This window comes from Gimesia chilikensis, from assembly GCF_007744075.1.
Lineage (GTDB): Bacteria > Planctomycetota > Planctomycetia > Planctomycetales > Planctomycetaceae > Gimesia > Gimesia chilikensis_A.
The window spans coordinates 3218973-3238396 of the sequence record NZ_CP036266.1 but is presented as its reverse complement, the minus strand read 5'-3'; the positions used below and the strand labels follow the sequence as shown (position 1 = coordinate 3238396).

Genomic DNA, 19424 nt, shown 5'->3' with positions numbered 1-19424 from the left:
TCTGATAATCTTCTGAAAAACTGCCGAAAACGGAAACTCCCTGAAAAAACAGGAACATTATTTCCATCGCAGGCGTCGATCATTCTATAATAAGAACGTAAGGACAGTTCTTTTTACGGATTTCAGACTGACACAGGTTTTCCATGTCTACAGCTTCCAACTCGACGCCATCGACAGAAAATCGGAACGGACAGTACGCCAAATTCGATGAGTATGTGGACTATCAGGTCTCCCGCACCGGTTCACACATCAAGGCGAACGATCTGCTCACGACGGCAGTGGGTATCTCCACGATTTTCCTGGGCTATCTGTTGCTCTTCATTCTCTGTGATCACTGGCTGATCAAGGGGGGCTTCGGTCATTTCGCGCGGCTGACCATGCTCGCCGGGGTGATTCTGGCCAGTATTGGCTGGGCTGTCTGGAAACTGGTTTTACCCTACTTCAAGAAAGTGACACGTCTCTATTCCGCCCGTGCGTTAGAACAGACCTCCGAAGACATGCATGGCGCGCTGTTGAACCTGGTAGACCTCCAGCGATCCGACCGTAAAGTCAATCCGGACATCATCAGTTCGCTCGAAAAACGGGCAGCACTGACACTTTCCCAGACTGATACCGAACAGGCGGTGGATCGACGCCCGCTGATGCGGCTTTCTTACTGCCTGTTGTTTGTCGTCGCCATTCTCTGTTTCTACGCACTCTTTTCGCCTAAACAGATCTGGCCCTCACTCTCGGCTGCGATCTCATTCTCCTCCCAGCGCGAGTTTGCGACCCAGACTCAGATCAGTTCCGTCACCCCCGGCAACACAGAAGTACTGGCAGGCAGCCAGTTGGAAGTGATTGTCGATCTCCGGGGCGAAGTGCCGGAAGACGTCACACTGTTCTACACATCCAGTGACCAGGGGCGCGTCGATGAGCCGATCAAACTCCGAGCCGTGGATGAAACCCTCAAACGCTTCCAGGGTCTGATTGTTGGCGTCAATGGCCGCGGGATCCGCCAGAATCTGAGCTACCATATTGAAGCCGGTGATGCGGTTTCCGAGGAATACCAGGTCAGTGTCATTCAGCCCCCCTCAGCGACCGTGCATTCCGTCCGCTACGACTATCCTTCCTACATGGAACTGGCAGCAGTAGAACAGCCCGGCGGCGCTATTGATGCCTATGAAGGCACCAAAGTAACCGTAGATGCTACGACCAACATGCCCATTACGTCGTTTGAAGTTCTCTTTTCTGACGAAGAAGATTCTGCCTCTTTGCTGGAAGAGTTCCAGGTCATAAAAACGATCGACAAGAATACCATCTCCGCCTCCTGGAAACTGAAGCTGAGATCTGATGGAACTTTCCCGAAATTCTATCAGATCAAATGCAGGAACGAAGCAGGACAGGTGACACTCTCGCCGACCGTTTACCCACTGATGATCCGTCGCGATCTACCGCCGGAAATCAGTCTGCTCTCACCCAAACAGGACCTGAAACTCCCGTCTAACGGCACAATCCCGATTTCAGTGATCGCGGAAGATCCGGATTTCAAACTCCGCTATCTCAATCTGCGGGTTGAAAAACAGCAGATTCGCATTCTTGATAAAACCCTGTTCGAAGGGGATCGCAAAAGCGTAGGCATCAATTACGATCTCGCATTGGAACCGCTCCGATTGAATCCGGGTGACACAATTTACTTCTGGGTCGAAGCACGCGACAACAAACACCCCTCCGGGAACCGCAAGAACACACCTAAGATCAAAATCGAAATCCAGGAACCGGTCTCACCCGAAGAAGCCAAAAAACAACTGCAAGAACAAAAGCAAAAGGCCGCGGAAGAGAAGCAGCAACAGAATCCTGATCAGCAGAAACAGCCCGGCCAGCAGCAAGGTCAGGAAAAACAACCCGGTCAGCAGCCAGGTGACGGCGACCAGCCGATGCCAGATCAGAAAGAGCAGGGGGATTCCAAATCCGATTCTGGTAAACAACCCGGAGACCAGAAACAGCCGGGCAACGAAGATCAGAAACAGTCTGAGCAGCATGGACAGAAGAAATCAGATTCCCCTGAATCAGGAGCAGAGCCAAACCCGGAACAGGGTGAAGGTCAGCCCCAGTCCAAGCCGGAGAAAAAAGAAGGTCTGGACAGCGATGGCAGTGACGACCAGGCAGCACTCAAGAAAATTCTGGAGAAGCTGAAAAAAGAGGGTCAGGAACCAGACTCTGATCAAAAAAAGCCTGAAAACGAAAAACAGGGTTCTGAGAAACACGACTCCGAACGCCCGGGCTCTGATAAGCAGATGCAGGAACCGGAATCGAATGGAGCCGATTCCAAGTCCAGCGAATCCTCTTCCAGTCAGGATAAAAACTCTCAAGGCACACCCGGTCAGGGTCAGAACCAGGACAAAAACCAGAAACCCCAGCCCTCTTCTAAGGCAAATGAAAATAATCCTGATCAGAAATCAGCAGACCAGAAATCCCCGCCTCAAAAAGGCAGAGTAGAGGATGGAAAGAAAGAGCCTTCCGACTCGAAAGAAGCGGATCGCAAAATGAAAACCGAAGGAGATCCCAAAGGGAAGGCCAGACCGGACAATGATCCCGACGCTGATCCCAAGCGGAGCAACAGCGATGTGAAGCGGGATCCGAATGAGAAACCGGCGATGCGACCGGGAGACAAAAAATCTCCGAATGCCAATCCGCAGGAGAAACCGGAGCAGTCCTCTTCCAAACCGGGACAGCAGAATGATCAGCCCGATCAGAAACCGGGTTCTGAAATGCGAAAACCACAACAGTCGAACGACAATCCCTCCTCACCTAAACAGCAACAGGCTGCCGATGGGAAGAAGTCGCAGCAGAAACAGGATCAGCCTGACGGTTCTAACCAGCCACCGGGGGGTAAACCAGAAGCCAATGATCAAAAATCCAAACGTCCCCAGGACGGAGAGAATGGCAACAGTTCCCAAAATGACCAGGGACAGAAAGGGAGTCAGCAGCCCGGCAAAGGTGATTCCACCGGACAAAAAGGAAACCAGGAGCAAGGCAACAAAGGCAATCCCTCAGGTTCCAGTAAATCAATGGAACAGAACCAGTCCTCAGAGAAACAGGGACAGGATCAAAACCAGCAGAATAAAGGCCAGTCGGGAAACAACCAGAACAAAAATCAGAATCAGAAAGGCAATCAGTCTGGCGAACAAAAAGGAGATCAAGCTGGTGGTCAGAAGGGAGGCCAGAAAGGAGGGCAGGGTTCATCCGAAGGTAAAGGGCAATCTCAGAAGAGCAACAGCCAGGCAGCAGGCTCCAGTAAAGGCTCCAACTCCAGCGATCCTCAAGGTTCCAGCGCGACGACCGGGGGCACCGCTCCTGGTGACAGTGAATCAGGGGGCGCCGGTTCCAGTCCAGCGCTGCCCAACGCTGATGAAGCCAACCTCGAATATGGAAAAGAAGCCGCCAACCTCGTTCTGAAACGCATCAAAGACGAACTCAAACGCGAGGAAGTCGATCCGGAACTATTGAAGGAACTGGGCTGGTCGAAAGAGGAAATGAAACAGTTTTCTGAACGGCTGCAGAAACAACTGCAAATGCAGGATAATAACCAGCAGTCTCCTGAGTCCCTGGCCCGTAAGCGGCAGTTTGAAGAGATGCTCAAATCACTCAAACCCGCTCCCCGGGCGGCACGCCGCAACCGGAACAGTACCAGAGAACAAACCAGCGACAGCCTGGGGCCACGTCGATTGCCGGTTCCGGAAGAATACCGTGAAGCCTACGAAGCCTTCACACGTGGCCTTGCCAATCAGAAACCGGCTGACAAATAAGTCGCTCAGATGAATAGCTGGCAGACATCACTCGCACTACTGACTCCCTGTTTAAGAGAGCAGCAGTTCGAGATCTTCGCTGGACAGGTTCTTCAGGACGCTCTGGTTTTCTTCCAGGATCGCATCGGCCAGTTCGCGTTTCTGCTGCTGTAACTCGGTGATCTTCTCTTCCACCGTATTGCGACAGATCAGCTTGTAGGCAAATACTCGTTTAGTCTGCCCGACACGGTGTGCCCGGTCGATCGCCTGCGTCTCCACAGCCGGGTTCCACCACGGATCCAGAATGAAGACGTAATCCGCAGCGGTCAGGTTCAGTCCCAAACCACCAGCCTTGAGACTGATCAGGAACACACCACAGTCTTTATCGGTCTGGAATCGATCGACGCGTTCTTTACGATCGCGCGTCTGTCCATCCAGGTATTCGTAGACGATCTCTTTCTGATCCAGGTGTTCCTGCACGATCGACAACATACTGGTGAACTGTGAAAAGACGAGGGCCTTGTGACCTTCTTCGATCAGTTCTTCCAGGTGTGGAATCAACACATCCATCTTGGCCGAAGCATCCAGGGCACGTCCCCGTTCCAGCAGAGCAGGGTGGCAGGCTGCCTGTCGCAGCCGGAGCAGTGCTTCCAGCACATGGATTTTGGTTTTCCCCAGGCCCTTGGATTCGACCATCCCCAGGATTGAGTCCCGGTAATGCTGTCGGAGTTCGTCGTAAAGACGGGTCTGATCTTTGCCCATATCGCAGTAGAGCGTCTGCTCAACTTTGTCGGGCAGTTCGTTAGCCACCTGTTCCTTGGTTCGTCGCAGAATGAAGGGTCGCAACGCATTCCCGAGGAGGAGCCGGGCATTCTTATCTTCGATGTCGTTGGTGTAAGCTTTGAACACCGAACTGCGTCCCAGCATGCCGGGATTGAGAAACTCGAAGATCGACCACAGATCTCCCAGATGGTTCTCCACTGGGGTACCACTCAATGCGATTCGATGTTTTGCCTGCAGCAGCCGCGATGCCTTCGCAACCTGCGACCCCGAGTTTTTAATCATCTGGGCTTCATCCAGGACAGCATAATCGAACTGGATATCCTTGATCTGAGTAATATCGCGACGCATCGTGCCGTAGGTCGTTAAAACCAGATCGTACTCTTCCAGCGAATCGATCAGTTTCCCTCGATCCCCGCCTGCGTACTCGACAACTTTCAACTCAGGCGTAAATTTGGCAGCTTCCTGCATCCAGTTGAACATCAACGACTTGGGAACGACAGCCAGTGAAGGGAGATGTCCTTCCCGGCCCTTCTTACGACGTAACAACAGGGCCAGCAGCTGTACCGTTTTACCCAGGCCCATGTCATCAGCCAGACACCCACCAAAGTGGAAGTCCTGCAGGAACTGCAGCCAGCCTAAACCTTCGAGCTGATACTTGCGCAAGCCTCCTTCGAATCCGGCTGGTTCTTTATCCAGGGCAATCCCTGAAAAGTTCCGGATCTTATCCCGCATTTCATCGAATTTGGCGTCTGTCTCAACAAATTCCTGTGAACTCAGTAAAGCGTCCAGCAGCGCCACCTGATTGGGAGCGAACCGAAGATGCTCTTCATCAGTAACCGCTAATCCGGCCAGAATGCCGTACTGTTCGATCCACTCTTCCGGCAAGATCCCCAGTGAGCCATCATCGAGTCGAATCGACGAATCACCGCGGGCCAGTGCTGATAACAGCTCAGGAAACTTAACCGTCTGACCTTCAAAATCGATATCTGCGTGCAGTTCAAACCAGTCAATTCCGGACTGGACCTTGAACATCATGTTGGATGGCTGATGGACCTGTTTGCCATCGGCGCGAACCACCCAGCCGGCATTGATCATTTCGCGAACTGCTCGCCCCAGATCACGGGCTGCAATTTCCACATCGCGTCCCTGAATCCGCCTGTCCAGCAGGCGACGGAAACCACTATCCTGAAGCAGTGTCCAGGCTTGAGATTCTTTTTCGCGGTTTCGCAGAATGCAGCGTTTTTCCTGACGATCCACAATCGCCCACTGGGTGCTGCTCCCCGAGACCAGATGGTCCAGATAATTAAAATGAATCTCGCCATACAGGCGATCCTGCTGCCAGCGTTTCTTCTGCGGAGAATGGATCAGCAACTCCGGACTGGGATCGCAGGTTATCTCTTCCAGATGCAGTTCTTCAGGCAGTTCCAGTCGGGGCAGGACAGGCATGTCCAGCAGGCGGTCTACCAGTTCCTGCTGCTCGCCTTCATCGACTTCAATTGTCTCATTCATCTGAATCATTTTGATCCAGGGAAATGCATCGTAATCTTCCAGAGGCGTGATTTTATCGCGGGTCAGTACCAGTCCTCCCGAGACAATCAGACGTGCATCTGTGATTTCCAGAGTATCGTTTTCTCGTTTCAGATGACCATTCAGCTTCCACGTCGATTCTTTGCGGTCATGCTCAACTCCCATCCGGAATTCCCAGGCATGCTCTCCATCCCAGACCAGGGAATCGACGTCATCAGGCTGTCGATCCAGGTAACGTACGTGTCCTGTACCGCACATCAGTGGAAGAATCAGCTCACAAAGCTCATATGGCACCCGATAGCGGAACGCAGCCATTTGTGTTTCGGTCTGCTGGGCTCGCCAGTTGGTCCGCTCAGGTGTCCCGCCGGAGAGGTACGCCAGAATCCGGCGATCATCTTCATGTTCGACTTCCTGCAGCTGGCCGACTTTGAGCTTGAGTGGCTTCAGCTTGCCCCACTGACCGTTAGCTCTTCGCTGACGCTGTGAAGTCTGCACAACCAGTTGTCCAGATTCCTGACTTTCTTCTACATCAATCTCGTAGAAGATCTCACGTTCCTGTTGCGTGGTTTTAGACAGAACCGGCGTGAGGGCGAAATCATTTTTCAGTTCAACCAGTTTCGTTTCCCACTCGCGCAGTCGCGGACGCGAAGTCACTGCCGTCGACTGTTCCCCACTCGACTTTGATTTGCGAGACCGACCACTGCCCAGTTCGAAATCGGAGGGCATTGAGAAATCGTAGTCGTCATCCTCTTCATCGAAGGCAATCGGTGTATTTTCGATGATAAAGGGAGGAATGTATCCAGGTTTGACCGAACCGGTCAGGTAACCCGCTACATCAACCGCCAGAATAGATGCCCAGAGATGTTTACAGACATTGAACTTCTGAAACTGATCGCAGGTGCAATAGGTCTTCAGATTGCCGTCATCGCGGGACAGCTGAGTCTGATACTCTACACCGTCTCTGACTACCGCAAACACATGGTCTGCGGTCACGCGCGTCAGTTCAACCCGTTCGGCTTCAATGTAAGCCGCTCCACGGAAACGAATGTCCGCACGAAATTGATTTTCCAGTAATTCTGCTAACGTCATGGACGGCCTCCTGCCTGATCCCAAAACGCAACTCGCATTATTGAGACACTCCCAGTTATCTGCATAAGTCAGTCCTGAATGGCTCCTGGACCAACGCTAGTATCGGTCGGAACTTATAATGTTAGGTTCGCTCAGCCAGATCGTTTCACACTGAACCAGCCCGGGTGGGTTATTGAAGTTTTACCCTCAACTCCCGTGCAGAGCGCATCTTACGAGGTTACTAGATCCACGCCGCTTTTGACCAGTCTATCTGGAGGGTTTTCTTATGAATTTTTGACTTCCATTTAAAAATTGATTCTGAGCATTCCATTATATTCAAGAGTCTCTGAAGTTCAGCCCCCTCAGACTGGTCGAACGGGAAAAAGTGTGATATACGACTCCCACAAGTCCTTCGCTCGATTTCCTTTTTTCGAAAATGGATTATATAATAAGTTTTTTGCTGTCAGCCCCTGCAGTAAAGCGAATCAGAGACCAGTGGGCTCCCCTGAAAGCAATTGCGACTAATGGAACAACCTCACCAGACCCTCACCGAACAGGAAGTCATTCAATGGTTCGAAGAGAACCTTCCCGTTGAAGACTATCGCAATAAACGTATTCTGCTCATTATCCCGGATGCAACCCGCACCGCACCTCTGCCTCTCTTGTTTGCAACATTCCATCGCCTGTTAAGCCCTGTTGCCAGACAGATCGATGTGCTGGTTGCCCTGGGCACGCATCCCCCCATGCCCGAGAAAGACATCTGCCGCCTGCTGGGAATTTCAGAATCGGCCCGCCGGGCAGAATACAAAGACGTGGGACTGTATAACCACGAGTGGGACAACCCCGAACGTCTGACTGAGATTGGTACGCTCACCAAAGAAGATACCAAAGCCATCTCCGAAGGCCTGCTGGAAATGGAAGTCCCTGTGACGATCAATTCCCGCATCAGGGATTACGATATGCTCCAGATTATGGGGCCCGTCTTCCCACATGAAGTCGTCGGTTTCTCCGGTGGCAGCAAATATTTCTTCCCGGGAATCTCCGGTCCGGACCTGTTGAACTTCTTCCACTGGCTGGGCGCCCTGATTACCAACGTGGGAATTATTGGCGTCAAACATACGCCGGTACGCGAAGTCGTAAACCGTTCTGCAGCAATGATCCCTAACGAGAAACGCTGTATTACCTTCGTCGTCGCTCCAGACAGTTCGCTCTACGGCTTGTTTTACGGAACCCCGGAATCGGCCTGGGAATCAGCCGCCAACCTCTCCGGCCAGATTCACATCAAACGGAAGCCGAAACCATTCAAACAGGTACTCTCCTGTGCTCCCCTGATGTACGATGAACTCTGGGTTGCCGGCAAATGTATGTACAAGCTGGAACCAGTAGTCGCTGATGGGGGTGAACTGATCATTTACGCCCCGCACATGCAGGAAATTTCGGTCACTCATGGCAAGCTGATTTCCGAAGTTGGCTACCATGTCCGCGACTACTTCACCAAACAGTGGGACCAGTTTAAGGACTACCCCTGGGGCATTCTGGCCCATTCGACTCATGTCCGTGGTACAGGGACATTCGAAGACGGCATCGAACGGCCCCGGGTCCAGGTGACTCTGGCTTCCCAGATTCCTCCCGAACTCTGCGAGAAAATCAATCTCGGCTATCGTGATCCCGATACGATCGATGTCGAATCATTCGCAGACCGTGAAGATGAAGGCATCCTCCTGGTAAGAAAAGCAGGGGAGCACCTTTACCGTCTGGAAAATGAATAATTCAACCAAAGTGTCAGCGACACGCTGATCATTCACAATTGCTGATAACTTCTGACCATCCTCAGGAAACATTTTTCTTATCATGACTATTCACTCAGAACAATTTGAACTGAAAGCCCGTCTGGAACTTGCACTGACCGCCTCTGAAAAGGCCAGCGAGCTCATCCTCAAATACTATCAGTCCCCCGAACTGAAGGTAGATCGCAAGTCAGACGACTCACCGGTCACGATCGCCGACCGCGGGGCAGAGGAATTGTTGCGGGAAGAAATCACCATGGCGTTTCCTGACGACAGCATCATGGGTGAGGAATTACCGCCGGTCGAAGGTTCAAACGAATTCAAGTGGATCCTGGATCCGATTGACGGCACCAAACCGTTCACACAAGGCGTGCCCCTCTTCGGAACCCTGCTGGGTCTGGAAGAAAACGGTAAGCTCGTCATGGGCGTCTGCCGTTTCCCCGCTCTGGACGAAGTCGTCTATGCGATCAAAGGAGATGGGGCCTGGTGGAAAATCCGTGACCAGGAACCACGTCGCGCCCGGGTTTCAGAGAAAGCTCAACTCTCTGATGCCGTATTCTGTACCACCACCATGACTCGCTGGGAAACTATCGGTAAGCAGAAGGCCTATGAAAACCTTTGTCGCAATTCCTACCTCGCCCGAGGCTGGGGCGACTGCTATGGCCACATGCTGGTGGCCACTGGTCGTGCCGAAGTGATGGTGGACCCCGTCTTGAGCCCCTGGGATGCTGCTGCTTTGCTGCCCATTCTGGAAGAAGCCGGCGGTCACTGGATTGACTTTGATGGCAAGCCTTCAATTTATACTGGCAACGGAATGGCCGTCAACGACGCTCTCAAAGACGAAGTCCTGCAGATTATTGCCCAGAACTAGCCGATTTCCAGCTAAAAAACAGGGTTAGAAGTCGCATTGATTCTCGCTGCGGTTCTTTGCTAGGATCTCCTCAGGAAGGACTGATTCGATCCATTCAGGAACAGAACGCAACTTCAGGGAAGAATTGCATGGCCGGTTATACGGAGCACATCAGCGTCAGCGGGTTATTGGGAGTCGTTTACGGCTCCGTGGGCTCCCTCTTTCTGGGATTCACCCCGACTCAGGGTATCCTGGCAGGAGTACTGACCTGGGTAGGCGGTATGCTGCCAGACCTCGATTCTGAAACGGGACGGCCCATCAAGGAACTGTTCAGCCTGACTGCCGCCGTCGCTTCCTTTATGGCCATGCGCTGCATGATTCGCAAAGGGGCAGATCCCGATGATGCGATCCTGATGGCGGTCGTTACCTATGCGGGAGTTCGTTACGGCGGTTCAGCGATCCTCTCGAAATTCGCAGTACACAGGGGCATGTTTCACAGCATCCCCGCCCTGATTATCACCGGAGAAGCCGTCTTCCTCTCCTACATCAGCGATTCCTTCGCGGTGAAATTTCTGATGGCCGGTGGTATCTCACTGGGCTTTCTCTCCCACCTCGTTCTGGACGAAGTTTACAGCGTGGAACGCAAAGGGGTCACCATTCGTCTGAAAAAATCTGCGGGGAGTGCACTGAAATGGTTTGGGAACGGATTGTTTGGTAACGCGGTCGCCTATGCAATCCTGCTCACAATGACTTATATCACTCTCGTCGATTCGGGTGTGCTGATTCCCCCACCGCAACAGGCAAATCCGATTGAAAAATCAGAACCGCCAGTTCAGCAGGCATTGCCTTTTAAAACCACAGAGCGTCTCTAAATCCCTGTATCCTGACTTGCAGGGATGGTATCCCCTTCTTGGGTCCCTTATAATCGCACGGGTAAAAACTCAGCGAGACCAGGAATAGCTCAATCTAGAGCAGGGGAGCAACAGAATGATTATAGCCGGCGTCCAGATGGATATCGCCCTGATGGAGAAAACGGATAATCTCCATCGAATTATCGCAAAAATGCACGAAACTGCTTCCGAGGGAGCGGAACTGACCGTGTTCCCCGAGTGTGCACTGACCGGCTACTGCTTTGACAGCCTGCAGGAAGCAGTGCCACTGGCTGAAACGATTCCAGGCCCCACAACGAAAACATTACAGCAGGTCTGCCGAGAGTTGAATCAGACGGTTGTGATTGGAATGCTCGAACAGGCTCCGCATGGAGTTTATAACTCGGCAGTAATAATTACGCGTGAAGGTGTGCTCGGCAAATATCGAAAAATCCATTTGCCTTATCTCGGTGTCGACCGCTTCGCGACGCCTGGCGACCGGGGATTCGAGGTCTTCGAACACCCATCTGCACGCATTGGTGTGAATATCTGCTACGATAGTGCGTTTCCGGAGTCATCCCGGGTAATGACACTCCAGCAGGCTGATCTGATCATCCTGCCGACGAACTGGCCCACCGGAGCAGAATGCGTGGCCGAGCATGCCATCAACACACGGGCCATGGAAAACGGGATCTTCTATTGCGCCATCAACCGGGTCGGTGAAGAGCGGGGCTTTCAGTTCATCGGCAAGAGCCGCATCTGCGGCCCCGCCGGAGAAACATTGGCCACTTCAACCGGGAGAGAGGAAGAAATTCTGTATGCCACCTTCGACCCGGAGCGTGCCCGCAACAAACGCGTTGACCGCGTTCCGGATAAACATGTGATTGATCGTCTGGCGGATCGTCGTCCTGAAATGTACGGTCTGATCGTGGAGCCCCACGGACTAAAACCTCCCCAGCGTGGTTGATCTGCCGACATACTGAGCACATAGGCATGCCAGACAACCGCTTAGTTTGGCATGCACAATGCTATATGTTCTCCAACTGGCAGCCTTCCCGCTTCCGTTCCCTGGATATGTACCGGGACCAGAACAGGCTGAAATTCACATAACAGCATTTGTTCATTTACACTTACAGAAACGAATGGAGCGTTTCAGTTTCTTTACAAACCAGCTCGCCATGAAAATGCGAGTCAACGAATCAGTGATGCTGAAAAGAAACACATGAAGTCCAGACTGTTTCAAAATGTGATCGCGGCCCTGATTCTGTTAATCGTTTCGGGAGTCTGTTTTCAGGTACTCGTGAGTCACCCGGCAGATGTCCTGGTGGGTATCCAGAACCAGGGATATAACGACACGACCAACGCGTTCATCGGTTTCAAAGACTATCAGCGCGAGTGCCTCCAGCAATTCAACCAGTTTCCCTACTGGAATCCGTGGTCATTGCTGGGCATGCCCTGGGTGGGAAATCCACAAGCGTCTCTGTTCTACCCGGTTAACTGGATATTCTTTTTCCTCAATGCGGCTTCTACGATCAGCTGGGTACTGGTTCTACATCACTGGTGGGCCGGTTGGGGCGCGTATCTGCTCGGCAGAAAATATCGGTTGAATTTCTTCAGTGCACTGCTTTCAGGGATTGTTTTCCTGGCAGCCCCTTACTTTGTTGCCAAAACGGGCGAAGGGCACTTTACATCTGTCACACAAATCGCCTGGTTCCCCTGGATCTTATACGCGTACGAACTCCTGCGTACAGGAAGTAAAAAAGCGGTTCCCTTCGTGGTTATTGTGATTTCTCTGGCATTTTTTTGCGGCCATGTTCAGGAACTCTACTATCTGCTGCTGTTCCTCACAGCTGCGATTATCATTGAATCAATCCTCGAACTCTTTTCTAAAAAGAAACCAATTGAAAGCGAGCAGGGTGCCGTAACCGAACTGGAAGAAACAAGTAGACCAGGTCTCTGGATTAAAGGCTGGTTGACGGCAGGTCTGTTAACAGCAGGTCTTGTCGCCATTGATCTGATCCCGGTGTTCATTTACACGAAACAGGCAGTCCGCTCCAGCGGAATTGACCTGGCCAGCCTCAGTGCAGGTAGCCTGAATGCAGCCAGCCTGCTGCAACTGATTGACCCGTTCGTCTGGGGAAATCCAAACCAGTATACCGGCCCCGGAACCTTTTACTGGGAAGCGATCTGCTCATTCGGTTGTTTGCCTCTGCTACTGGCAATCGTCGGAGTTTTAAGTTCCTTTCAACAACGAATCGTGATCCGGCTGACACTGATTGGACTGATCGCCTTTCTGCTGGCGTTCGGTCCCGCACTTCCATTTTATAAGTTGTTTTATCAATTGATTCCCGGGGCATCGATGTTTCGAATTCCTGGTCGTCAGCTATGGATCTGCACCCTGGTCGTCGCAATGCTGGCCGGGTTTGGATCTCAATGGATTTCGCTGTTGTATCAGAACTCAAAAGGTCGAACCATGCGGCTGCTCGCAGGAATCGCTGTTGTTGCAGTTCTACCAATCCTGATCTATCTGATATTTAAGTCTGCAGGGAGCCTTAAAGTCAGTCTGGCTCCAGACAAGATGTTCAACATCCAGGCAGGCTACCTGCTGACAGCCCTGCTAGGCATCTCGATTGCGATTTTTCTCACCAGCCTCTCACGAAAGGCCGCTTTCGGAGGACTCGTGATCCTCTGCCTGATCTGTACCGGAGAACTCTCGGTCTATTCAAATAACATCCTGTGCACGATCCCCCAATCATCCATCCGGGGAGAGACAGAAATCGTTCAATTCCTGAAGAACAACCTGGGGGAACACCGTGTACTGGCTGACCAGCACCTGCTGAGTGATCGTGAGGCCTGGAAAAATCAACTCTTAAAAGTTCAAGGTTATGAACCAGTGCCCCTGGTGCGACTCGGGCTCCTGGCAGCCGCCACGTTCGACCAACCCAATGCAGCCAGGATGATGGCAGGATTCGACTCGCCGCAACTTGAAAAAGCGGAACCACAGCTACTTGACCTGATGAGTATCAAATATGCCGTATTGAGAACCAGCGAGCCCGTTAAGCTGGAAGGTTGGAAGACGGTTTTACAGGGTCAAGTGCCTGCGGAATACACTCTCAGGGGATCAAAGCCACGCCAGATTCCATTCCAGATTATCGAAAACCAAAACCCGCTTCCCCGTGCTTACCTGGTCGGACAAACCCGTGCGTTTCAGGACGAGGAGTCCAGTAAGAAAATCGTAGCAGCCATTTCGAAAGTAAAACCACGTGCTGAGGTTTTACTGAGACAGGATGTCCTCCCCAAGGGAGACAGACAGGCATTTCAACCGGCAACCATCCTGGAAAACGGCCCCAATTTACTGAGTCTTCAAGCGGATCTTGACGCGCCAGGCTACCTGGTCCTGTCCGACATTTATTACCCCGGCTGGACTGCCAGACTCGGTCAGCAGGAACTACCAGTCCTGCCCGCGGATTTCTCTTTGAGAGCGATTCCTCTGCCACCTGGTCAGCATCAGGTTCAACTGAGCTTCGTTCCACCCGGCTTTCAGATTGGTCGTGTTATTTCTCTCACCGCCCTGGCAATATTATGCATTCTGCTGGTAAAAGCATTCCGTTCAGACTCTAAACCGCAAGCCGAATAAGACTTGATATAGACGAGGATCGATCAATCATTCTTTCGATCGTTGTTCTCTGATGTACTCTCTTTTTGTCGCTGCAGGAATTTTTGTACGTCCGATTCTGTCGGTACAAAACCACCGCCGATGAATTTCCCCAGGGGACGTTCTACCCGATGTACCAGATAGCGTCCCGATCGAAACACGACGGGCTGAGACCAGGGATAGGCTCCCTTGAGACTGACGGGGTACTGAGGCGGCACTTTCTTTTCTGGACTTTCCGCAGTTGCGAGTGCTGTTTCCCTGTTAAACCCGCTCTCGATCAGATCGGTCACGATGAATTTCTGCGGGCTGTCTTGAATCGCCTGGTGAAGATCACCGCGGTGCTTGCGGCAGAAGACCAGTACCGAATCGAAAAATCCAAAGCGCGTCGCTGGCTGCAACCCTAATTCCGGATAGAGATAAATTAAAGTACTGTTGTAACAATGCAGCTCGCGGTCTTTGAGCTGCTGCTCCGCCAGATACTCCCGGACGGCAGCGAGATCTTCCCAGTCGACCTGGACCAGTAATGCCAGCTTCGACTTTAATTCTGCATCGCTGGATTGCAGTAGACAGGTCTTCCACAAGCGGGCTCGATCAGGCTTAAACGCAGGAAAAGTGAGGACCACCAGCAGCAGAAACAGGGCCATTCCTGATTTCCAGCCCCAACCTAAAGCATGTTGACTGTAACGACTGCCCAGATAGCCGCCAATCACCGTGATCGCCAGCAGATGAGCAGGGGGATGGACATAATCAAACAGATGCTGAAATGCCATCGACTGAAACAACCAACCCAGGTACATCAGTGCCAGTAGACTTTGATCTCTAGAAGCAGGACTGGAAACGTCTTCAGATTCAGCCTTGCGACGTGCTTTCCAGCCGTCTTTCAACATGATCAGCGCCAGCGGAATCGCTATCAGGTTCAGCAGAAACCAGGGATAGAATCGATACAGAAACTGGGCAAACCGCATCACTGTCCAGCCAGATTTCCGTGCTGCGACGTATTCCGGATTCCACTCCAGAAACGTTTCCAGAAACCAGGGCCAGGCACCTGACTGCCATAACCAGGCAATGCCGGCTGCTCCCAGAAACAGTCCCCCTGACAATAATCCTGTCAGGTCAAGTAGAGAACGCCGCCACTGCCCCAGTAACCAGACAGACCCTAGCCAGACGCATAATGCGGGAACCGCGACAAAAGGTTTGATCCAGAATGCAGTTGCCCAGAGCAAACCTTCCAGAAATGCCCAGCCCCAGATCGATGCGACTCTGATTTGTTTGTCTGCGAGCAGGCGATCGAGCTGTTTTCGCCTCATCCAGAGTGCTCCCAACGAAGGAAGCAGTATGATGGTATCTCTCTGGAAGTGACACCACTCCGAGAGAGAGAAATAAAAGGCATAGAGTGCGATGGCGATCCAGAGCATACCCGTCATGGAGAGCTGACTTCTTCGACTCCAGAAGGCCAACAAGGTCACCGATCCGGTAAAAAACAGCAGATCGACACACCGCAGGGCATCAGAACTCATACCAATGATCGGTCGAATCAGCATGTGCAACCAGACAATGCCCGGCAGATTGGTCTCGAACATGTCCTGATACAGCGTCCCCCCATCCAGCACCGTCTCAGCCTGCACATCGTAAAGCACGACATCAGTTGCCAGCGGCATTCTGATAAACAGGGGGACACACAGAATGACCAGAAATAACAAAATGATACTGGCAAACCAGGCCCCCAGGGAAAACTGTCTGTCTGGCAGGTCACTCACCCAACAACTCCACATAATTACAGTACTTTTATGCAATTACACATCACCAGACAACACTATAGACATCATAAGCACTATAGTTAAAATATATATTTTGTATCCAATACAAAAAACAGACATTTCATATGGAAACTGTCTAGTTCTACTGATTACCCTGACTTGGCTCAGAGTCATCTGAACTCATGACATCAACGTTATTTCGTATTGAGATCTGATCACGTGGACCCGGCACATCTGACTGAATTAATTGAACTTGAGGACAATTACTGGTGGCATGTTTCCAAACGGAAACTGGTTACCGAGATCCTGACCAGAGAGTTCCCCGCCCCCGGGCTGCTGATAGAGGGGGGGATCGGTTCAGCACGAAATCTGCTTGAATTCAATCGCATGGGATATGATGTCGTTGGGTTTGACCTCATGGAAGCAGCTGTGGAATATGGTCGTTCCCGTGGACTGGATCAACTGCACGTCCATGAATTGAGCCAGCCCTGGCCCGTTGATCCAGAATCAGCGAAAGCAGTCCTCTTACTGGATGTCATGGAGCATGTGGAAGATCCGGTGCAACTCCTCACCAATGCAGCCGAGACGCTGGAACCGGGTGGAGGTATCATCATTACCGTTCCTGCTTACCCCTGGCTCTACTCCGACTGGGATCGCAAGCTGGGCCACTTTTGTCGCTATACAAAAGCGCGTTTTCGGGATAATGCCCAGCAGGCAGGTTTAAAAGTGAAATGGGTGACTCACTGGAACTCCTTTACACTGGCTCCCGCGATTTTGGCTCGTGGCAAGGACCGCTTGTTCAATAAAAGAGATGACTCGCCCCCCCGTTTCAATCGTGTCTCCCGCTTCACAAATTCCTGTCTCATGTCGTGTGCGAAGCTTGAACGCACTCTGATTCATTCCACAGGTGTTCCCTTTGGATTGTCCCTGGTAGGAGTTCTAATCAAATGAGCGCGGCCAGTGATATCCAGTCGAAGAAAGATTCTGCCCGCAAACCGGTCACTGACGTACTGATTTCAGTCGTACTTCCCGTGTTCAATGAAGAAAGCGTCCTTGCGGAACTGCAGCAGGCTGTTGAGGAGGCTCTACAAACCGTAGGCAGTCAGTATGAAATCATCTTCGTCAACGACGGTTCCTCAGATAAAAGCGGGCAGATACTCGATGAGTTAGCTGAGCTCAATCCCCGGGTAAGGGTACTGCACTTCGCTAAAAATTTTGGCCACCAGGCCGCCGTGCAGGCGGGGCTGTTGCACGCAACCGGCGACGCCATCGTGATCATGGACTCCGATATGCAGGACAGCCCGACCGCGATTGTGGACTTCGTGGAAACCTGGCAGTCCGGTTATGACGTCGTTTACGCCGTTCGAACCAAGCGTAAAGAAAATCGTCTCAAACGCTGGGCATTCCAGACTTTTCATAAACTACTAAATAAAATCTCCCATACACCTATCCCCCGTGATGCCGGCAATTTTGGTCTGATTGATCGCAAAGTTGCGATTCAAATCGCACAGCTCAATGACCGTGACCGGTATTTCCCTGGTCTGCGTTCGTGGGTTGGATACCGACAGACCGGGATCCAGGTTGAGCGAATGGCACGGTACGATGACAACCCCCGTGTTTCTTTCGTACAACTCTGTCGACTGGCCAAGACGGCAATTTTCTCATTCTCATTCCTGCCTCTGACCATATTCTATCTGATTGCTGCTCTTTCCACTCTGGTCTGTCTCGCTCTGATCTCATTTGTGCTGTACCACAAACTGTTCACCGGGCTGGCAATTCCAGGCTGGGCATCGACCACGATTACCGCCTCGTTCTTTGGTGCCCTGAATGCTTTGGGAATTGGAATTTTGGGCGAGTATGTGACTCGCATCTATGATCAGGTCCGGGCGCGGCCCATGTATATCGTCGGTACCAAGACGAATTTTACCAACCCGGAAATTGAGGCCCCTTTATTGGCCCGTCAGAATCAGCCGCAGTCAGAGACTGCACCTGTTTCCCGGCACTTGGATCCTGAATATTCCGGACAGCACTGAGAGCGGGTTACTGCGAAGTGTGCTTCGCAATACTGACTGAGTCCTGGAAGCGTGAGCTCGGCTTTTCGCCGGATTGCTGATTGCGATCCACTTCATAATTCTGGGTCGTATGCAGCAGACGCGGTCGGAAGACGACCATCAGCAGCATCGGTAGATACCAGAGCAGATAGACACTTCCTTGCTGCGGATACCAGAGCAGGGTGGCAATGATGATCGCCGTCGTGTGTGACATCAAATGTCCCAGGTTTTTACGGCGGGGCCAGATTGTCAGACAGGTGATCAAAAGCACAAAAATCACAAATACCGGGATGCGATACGCCGAATCGTACGTACTCCAGAAGCCCGGCATATGCTGGCCTCCTTCGAACTTCAGCACGGACCAGTTGATCGAACCGATCGTCTGCTGCGTGAAAGAGAAACGATCAACTGATGTCAGAATCAGGCTGCCCAGCAGGACCACAGCCACCAGAGTTCCGGAAAGTACAAATCGCTTGAGGCCGTTTTTCCAGTAGAAACTGGCCCAGAGAGGCAGCAGGAAGACTGGGAAGAACATCGCACCACAGGCCAGCCCCATGAAAATTCCGGACAAAATCGGCTTCTGATACGTTACGAATGCCCAGACCAGCAGTGCCGCTGGCAACACATGGTTGGCTTTACTGACGTCATACGCGGTACAGGGGAGCAGCAGATAGAGCAGGGCCATCGCAAGGCCCACCTGCGTGTCTGCAAAATGGACCTTCCCCATGATAATCAGCCCCACAACCACAAACGCATGCGCCAGAATCGCCATGATGCGAGCAGCCAGAGTCGCGTGATCCAGGGTCCCGGTAACGACCGCGTTGGAGAAGGGAACCACTGGAGCAGCCAGCAGTCTTGCGGTTGGACCAGCTTCAGCAGGCTGAGCTTTTGAGACATTACCGGCATCCTGCATACTCAGCAGACTGTCAGCCTGTTTAACTGTTTGGATCGTATCTGGTGCTGGGTTTTCTGTGAACACGCGCACGACAAAAAACGCAAAGATCGAGACACAGAGAAACGCCATTCCAAAGCTGTTTAAATTCTGTTCGCCGCGAGGACGCCGCTGAAAGAGACAGTCGATACTCATCCGGATTACGAACAGCCCCGTCCCGACGAACAGCCAGAAATTACCAACCACGGGGTAGTCACCCAGGAATAAAAGACCCGGCGAAATTAAGAGGAGCAGAATCAGGTCCAGATTGCGCAGCGAAAAGATCCGGTCAAATCGGAAAAAGACCGCCAGCGTCAGCAACAGGGAAAGATAAAACCATGTTGCTTCACTCACATAATAATCAGGTAAGATGTGATTCATA

The 19424-nt window shown here is 52.0% G+C and carries 11 protein-coding genes; 8 read left to right on the top strand and 3 right to left on the bottom strand.

The features are described from left to right. Positions 1-143: 143 nt before the first annotated feature. Positions 144-3785 (top strand): hypothetical protein, encoded by a 3642-nt coding sequence (locus tag HG66A1_RS12285; RefSeq protein WP_145183998.1) that lies wholly within the window; start codon positions 144-146, stop codon positions 3783-3785. Between the two features lie 51 nt (positions 3786-3836). Here the strand turns inward: HG66A1_RS12285 and HG66A1_RS12280 are convergent, their stop codons facing one another. Further along, complete coding sequence (locus HG66A1_RS12280; protein WP_145183995.1) at positions 3837-7163, bottom strand: DEAD/DEAH box helicase; 3327 nt, start codon at positions 7161-7163, stop codon at positions 3837-3839. A 503-nt stretch (positions 7164-7666) separates the two neighbouring features. On the opposite strand from HG66A1_RS12280, the gene HG66A1_RS12275 reads away from it, so the two are divergent. The 5 genes from HG66A1_RS12275 to HG66A1_RS12255 all read left to right on the top strand — a co-directional run bounded on the left by HG66A1_RS12275 (position 7667) and on the right by HG66A1_RS12255 (position 14285). After that, a complete protein-coding gene (locus HG66A1_RS12275; RefSeq protein WP_145183991.1) occupies positions 7667-8911 on the top strand; it encodes a lactate racemase domain-containing protein in 1245 nt (414 codons plus the stop codon). A gap of 82 nt (positions 8912-8993) precedes the next feature. Beyond that, positions 8994-9800: a histidinol-phosphatase gene (hisN, locus tag HG66A1_RS12270; RefSeq protein WP_145183988.1), complete on the top strand. Its 807-nt coding sequence runs from the start codon at positions 8994-8996 to the stop codon at positions 9798-9800. Positions 9801-9928: 128 nt separating this feature from the next. Then, a complete protein-coding gene (locus HG66A1_RS12265; RefSeq protein ID WP_145040196.1) occupies positions 9929-10651 on the top strand; it encodes a metal-dependent hydrolase in 723 nt (240 codons plus the stop codon). 115 nt (positions 10652-10766) lie between these two features. Beyond that, the gene (locus HG66A1_RS12260) at positions 10767-11615 is read left to right on the top strand and encodes a carbon-nitrogen hydrolase family protein (protein ID WP_145183985.1); all 849 of its coding nucleotides are present in this window, start codon (positions 10767-10769) and stop codon (positions 11613-11615) included. Positions 11616-11870: 255 nt separating this feature from the next. Further along, on the top strand, positions 11871-14285 hold the full coding sequence (locus HG66A1_RS12255; RefSeq protein ID WP_145183982.1) for a YfhO family protein: 2415 nt from the start codon (positions 11871-11873) through the stop codon (positions 14283-14285). Between the two features lie 23 nt (positions 14286-14308). On the opposite strand, the gene HG66A1_RS12250 is transcribed toward HG66A1_RS12255, so the two are convergent. Beyond that, a complete protein-coding gene (locus tag HG66A1_RS12250; RefSeq protein WP_145183979.1) occupies positions 14309-16060 on the bottom strand; it encodes a hypothetical protein in 1752 nt (583 codons plus the stop codon). 219 nt (positions 16061-16279) lie between these two features. On the opposite strand from HG66A1_RS12250, the gene HG66A1_RS12245 reads away from it, so the two are divergent. Next, positions 16280-17011 carry a class I SAM-dependent methyltransferase gene (locus tag HG66A1_RS12245; protein WP_197993963.1) on the top strand — a complete coding sequence of 244 codons (732 nt, stop codon included), beginning with the start codon at positions 16280-16282 and terminating at the stop codon, positions 17009-17011. Further along, positions 17008-18093, top strand: coding sequence for a glycosyltransferase family 2 protein (locus HG66A1_RS12240; RefSeq protein ID WP_145183974.1), 1086 nt, complete (start codon positions 17008-17010; stop codon positions 18091-18093). The genes HG66A1_RS12245 and HG66A1_RS12240 overlap by 4 nt, the downstream gene beginning before the upstream one ends. Before the next feature lie 7 nt (positions 18094-18100). Here the strand turns inward: HG66A1_RS12240 and HG66A1_RS12235 are convergent, their stop codons facing one another. Continuing rightward, on the bottom strand, positions 18101-19423 hold the full coding sequence (locus HG66A1_RS12235) for a hypothetical protein (RefSeq protein WP_145183971.1): 1323 nt from the start codon (positions 19421-19423) through the stop codon (positions 18101-18103). Between the last annotated feature and the right edge of the window lies 1 nt (position 19424).

Coding starts and splice junctions, on each gene's coding strand:
- HG66A1_RS12285 (WP_145183998.1), top strand. CDS start 144: ATGTCTACAGCTTCCAACTCGACGCCATCGACAGAAAATCGGAACGGA.
- HG66A1_RS12280 (WP_145183995.1), bottom strand. CDS start 7,163: ATGACGTTAGCAGAATTACTGGAAAATCAATTTCGTGCGGACATTCGT.
- HG66A1_RS12275 (WP_145183991.1), top strand. CDS start 7,667: ATGGAACAACCTCACCAGACCCTCACCGAACAGGAAGTCATTCAATGG.
- hisN (WP_145183988.1), top strand. CDS start 8,994: ATGACTATTCACTCAGAACAATTTGAACTGAAAGCCCGTCTGGAACTT.
- HG66A1_RS12265 (WP_145040196.1), top strand. CDS start 9,929: ATGGCCGGTTATACGGAGCACATCAGCGTCAGCGGGTTATTGGGAGTC.
- HG66A1_RS12260 (WP_145183985.1), top strand. CDS start 10,767: ATGATTATAGCCGGCGTCCAGATGGATATCGCCCTGATGGAGAAAACG.
- HG66A1_RS12255 (WP_145183982.1), top strand. CDS start 11,871: ATGAAGTCCAGACTGTTTCAAAATGTGATCGCGGCCCTGATTCTGTTA.
- HG66A1_RS12240 (WP_145183974.1), top strand. CDS start 17,008: ATGAGCGCGGCCAGTGATATCCAGTCGAAGAAAGATTCTGCCCGCAAA.
- HG66A1_RS12235 (WP_145183971.1), bottom strand. CDS start 19,423: ATGAATCACATCTTACCTGATTATTATGTGAGTGAAGCAACATGGTTT.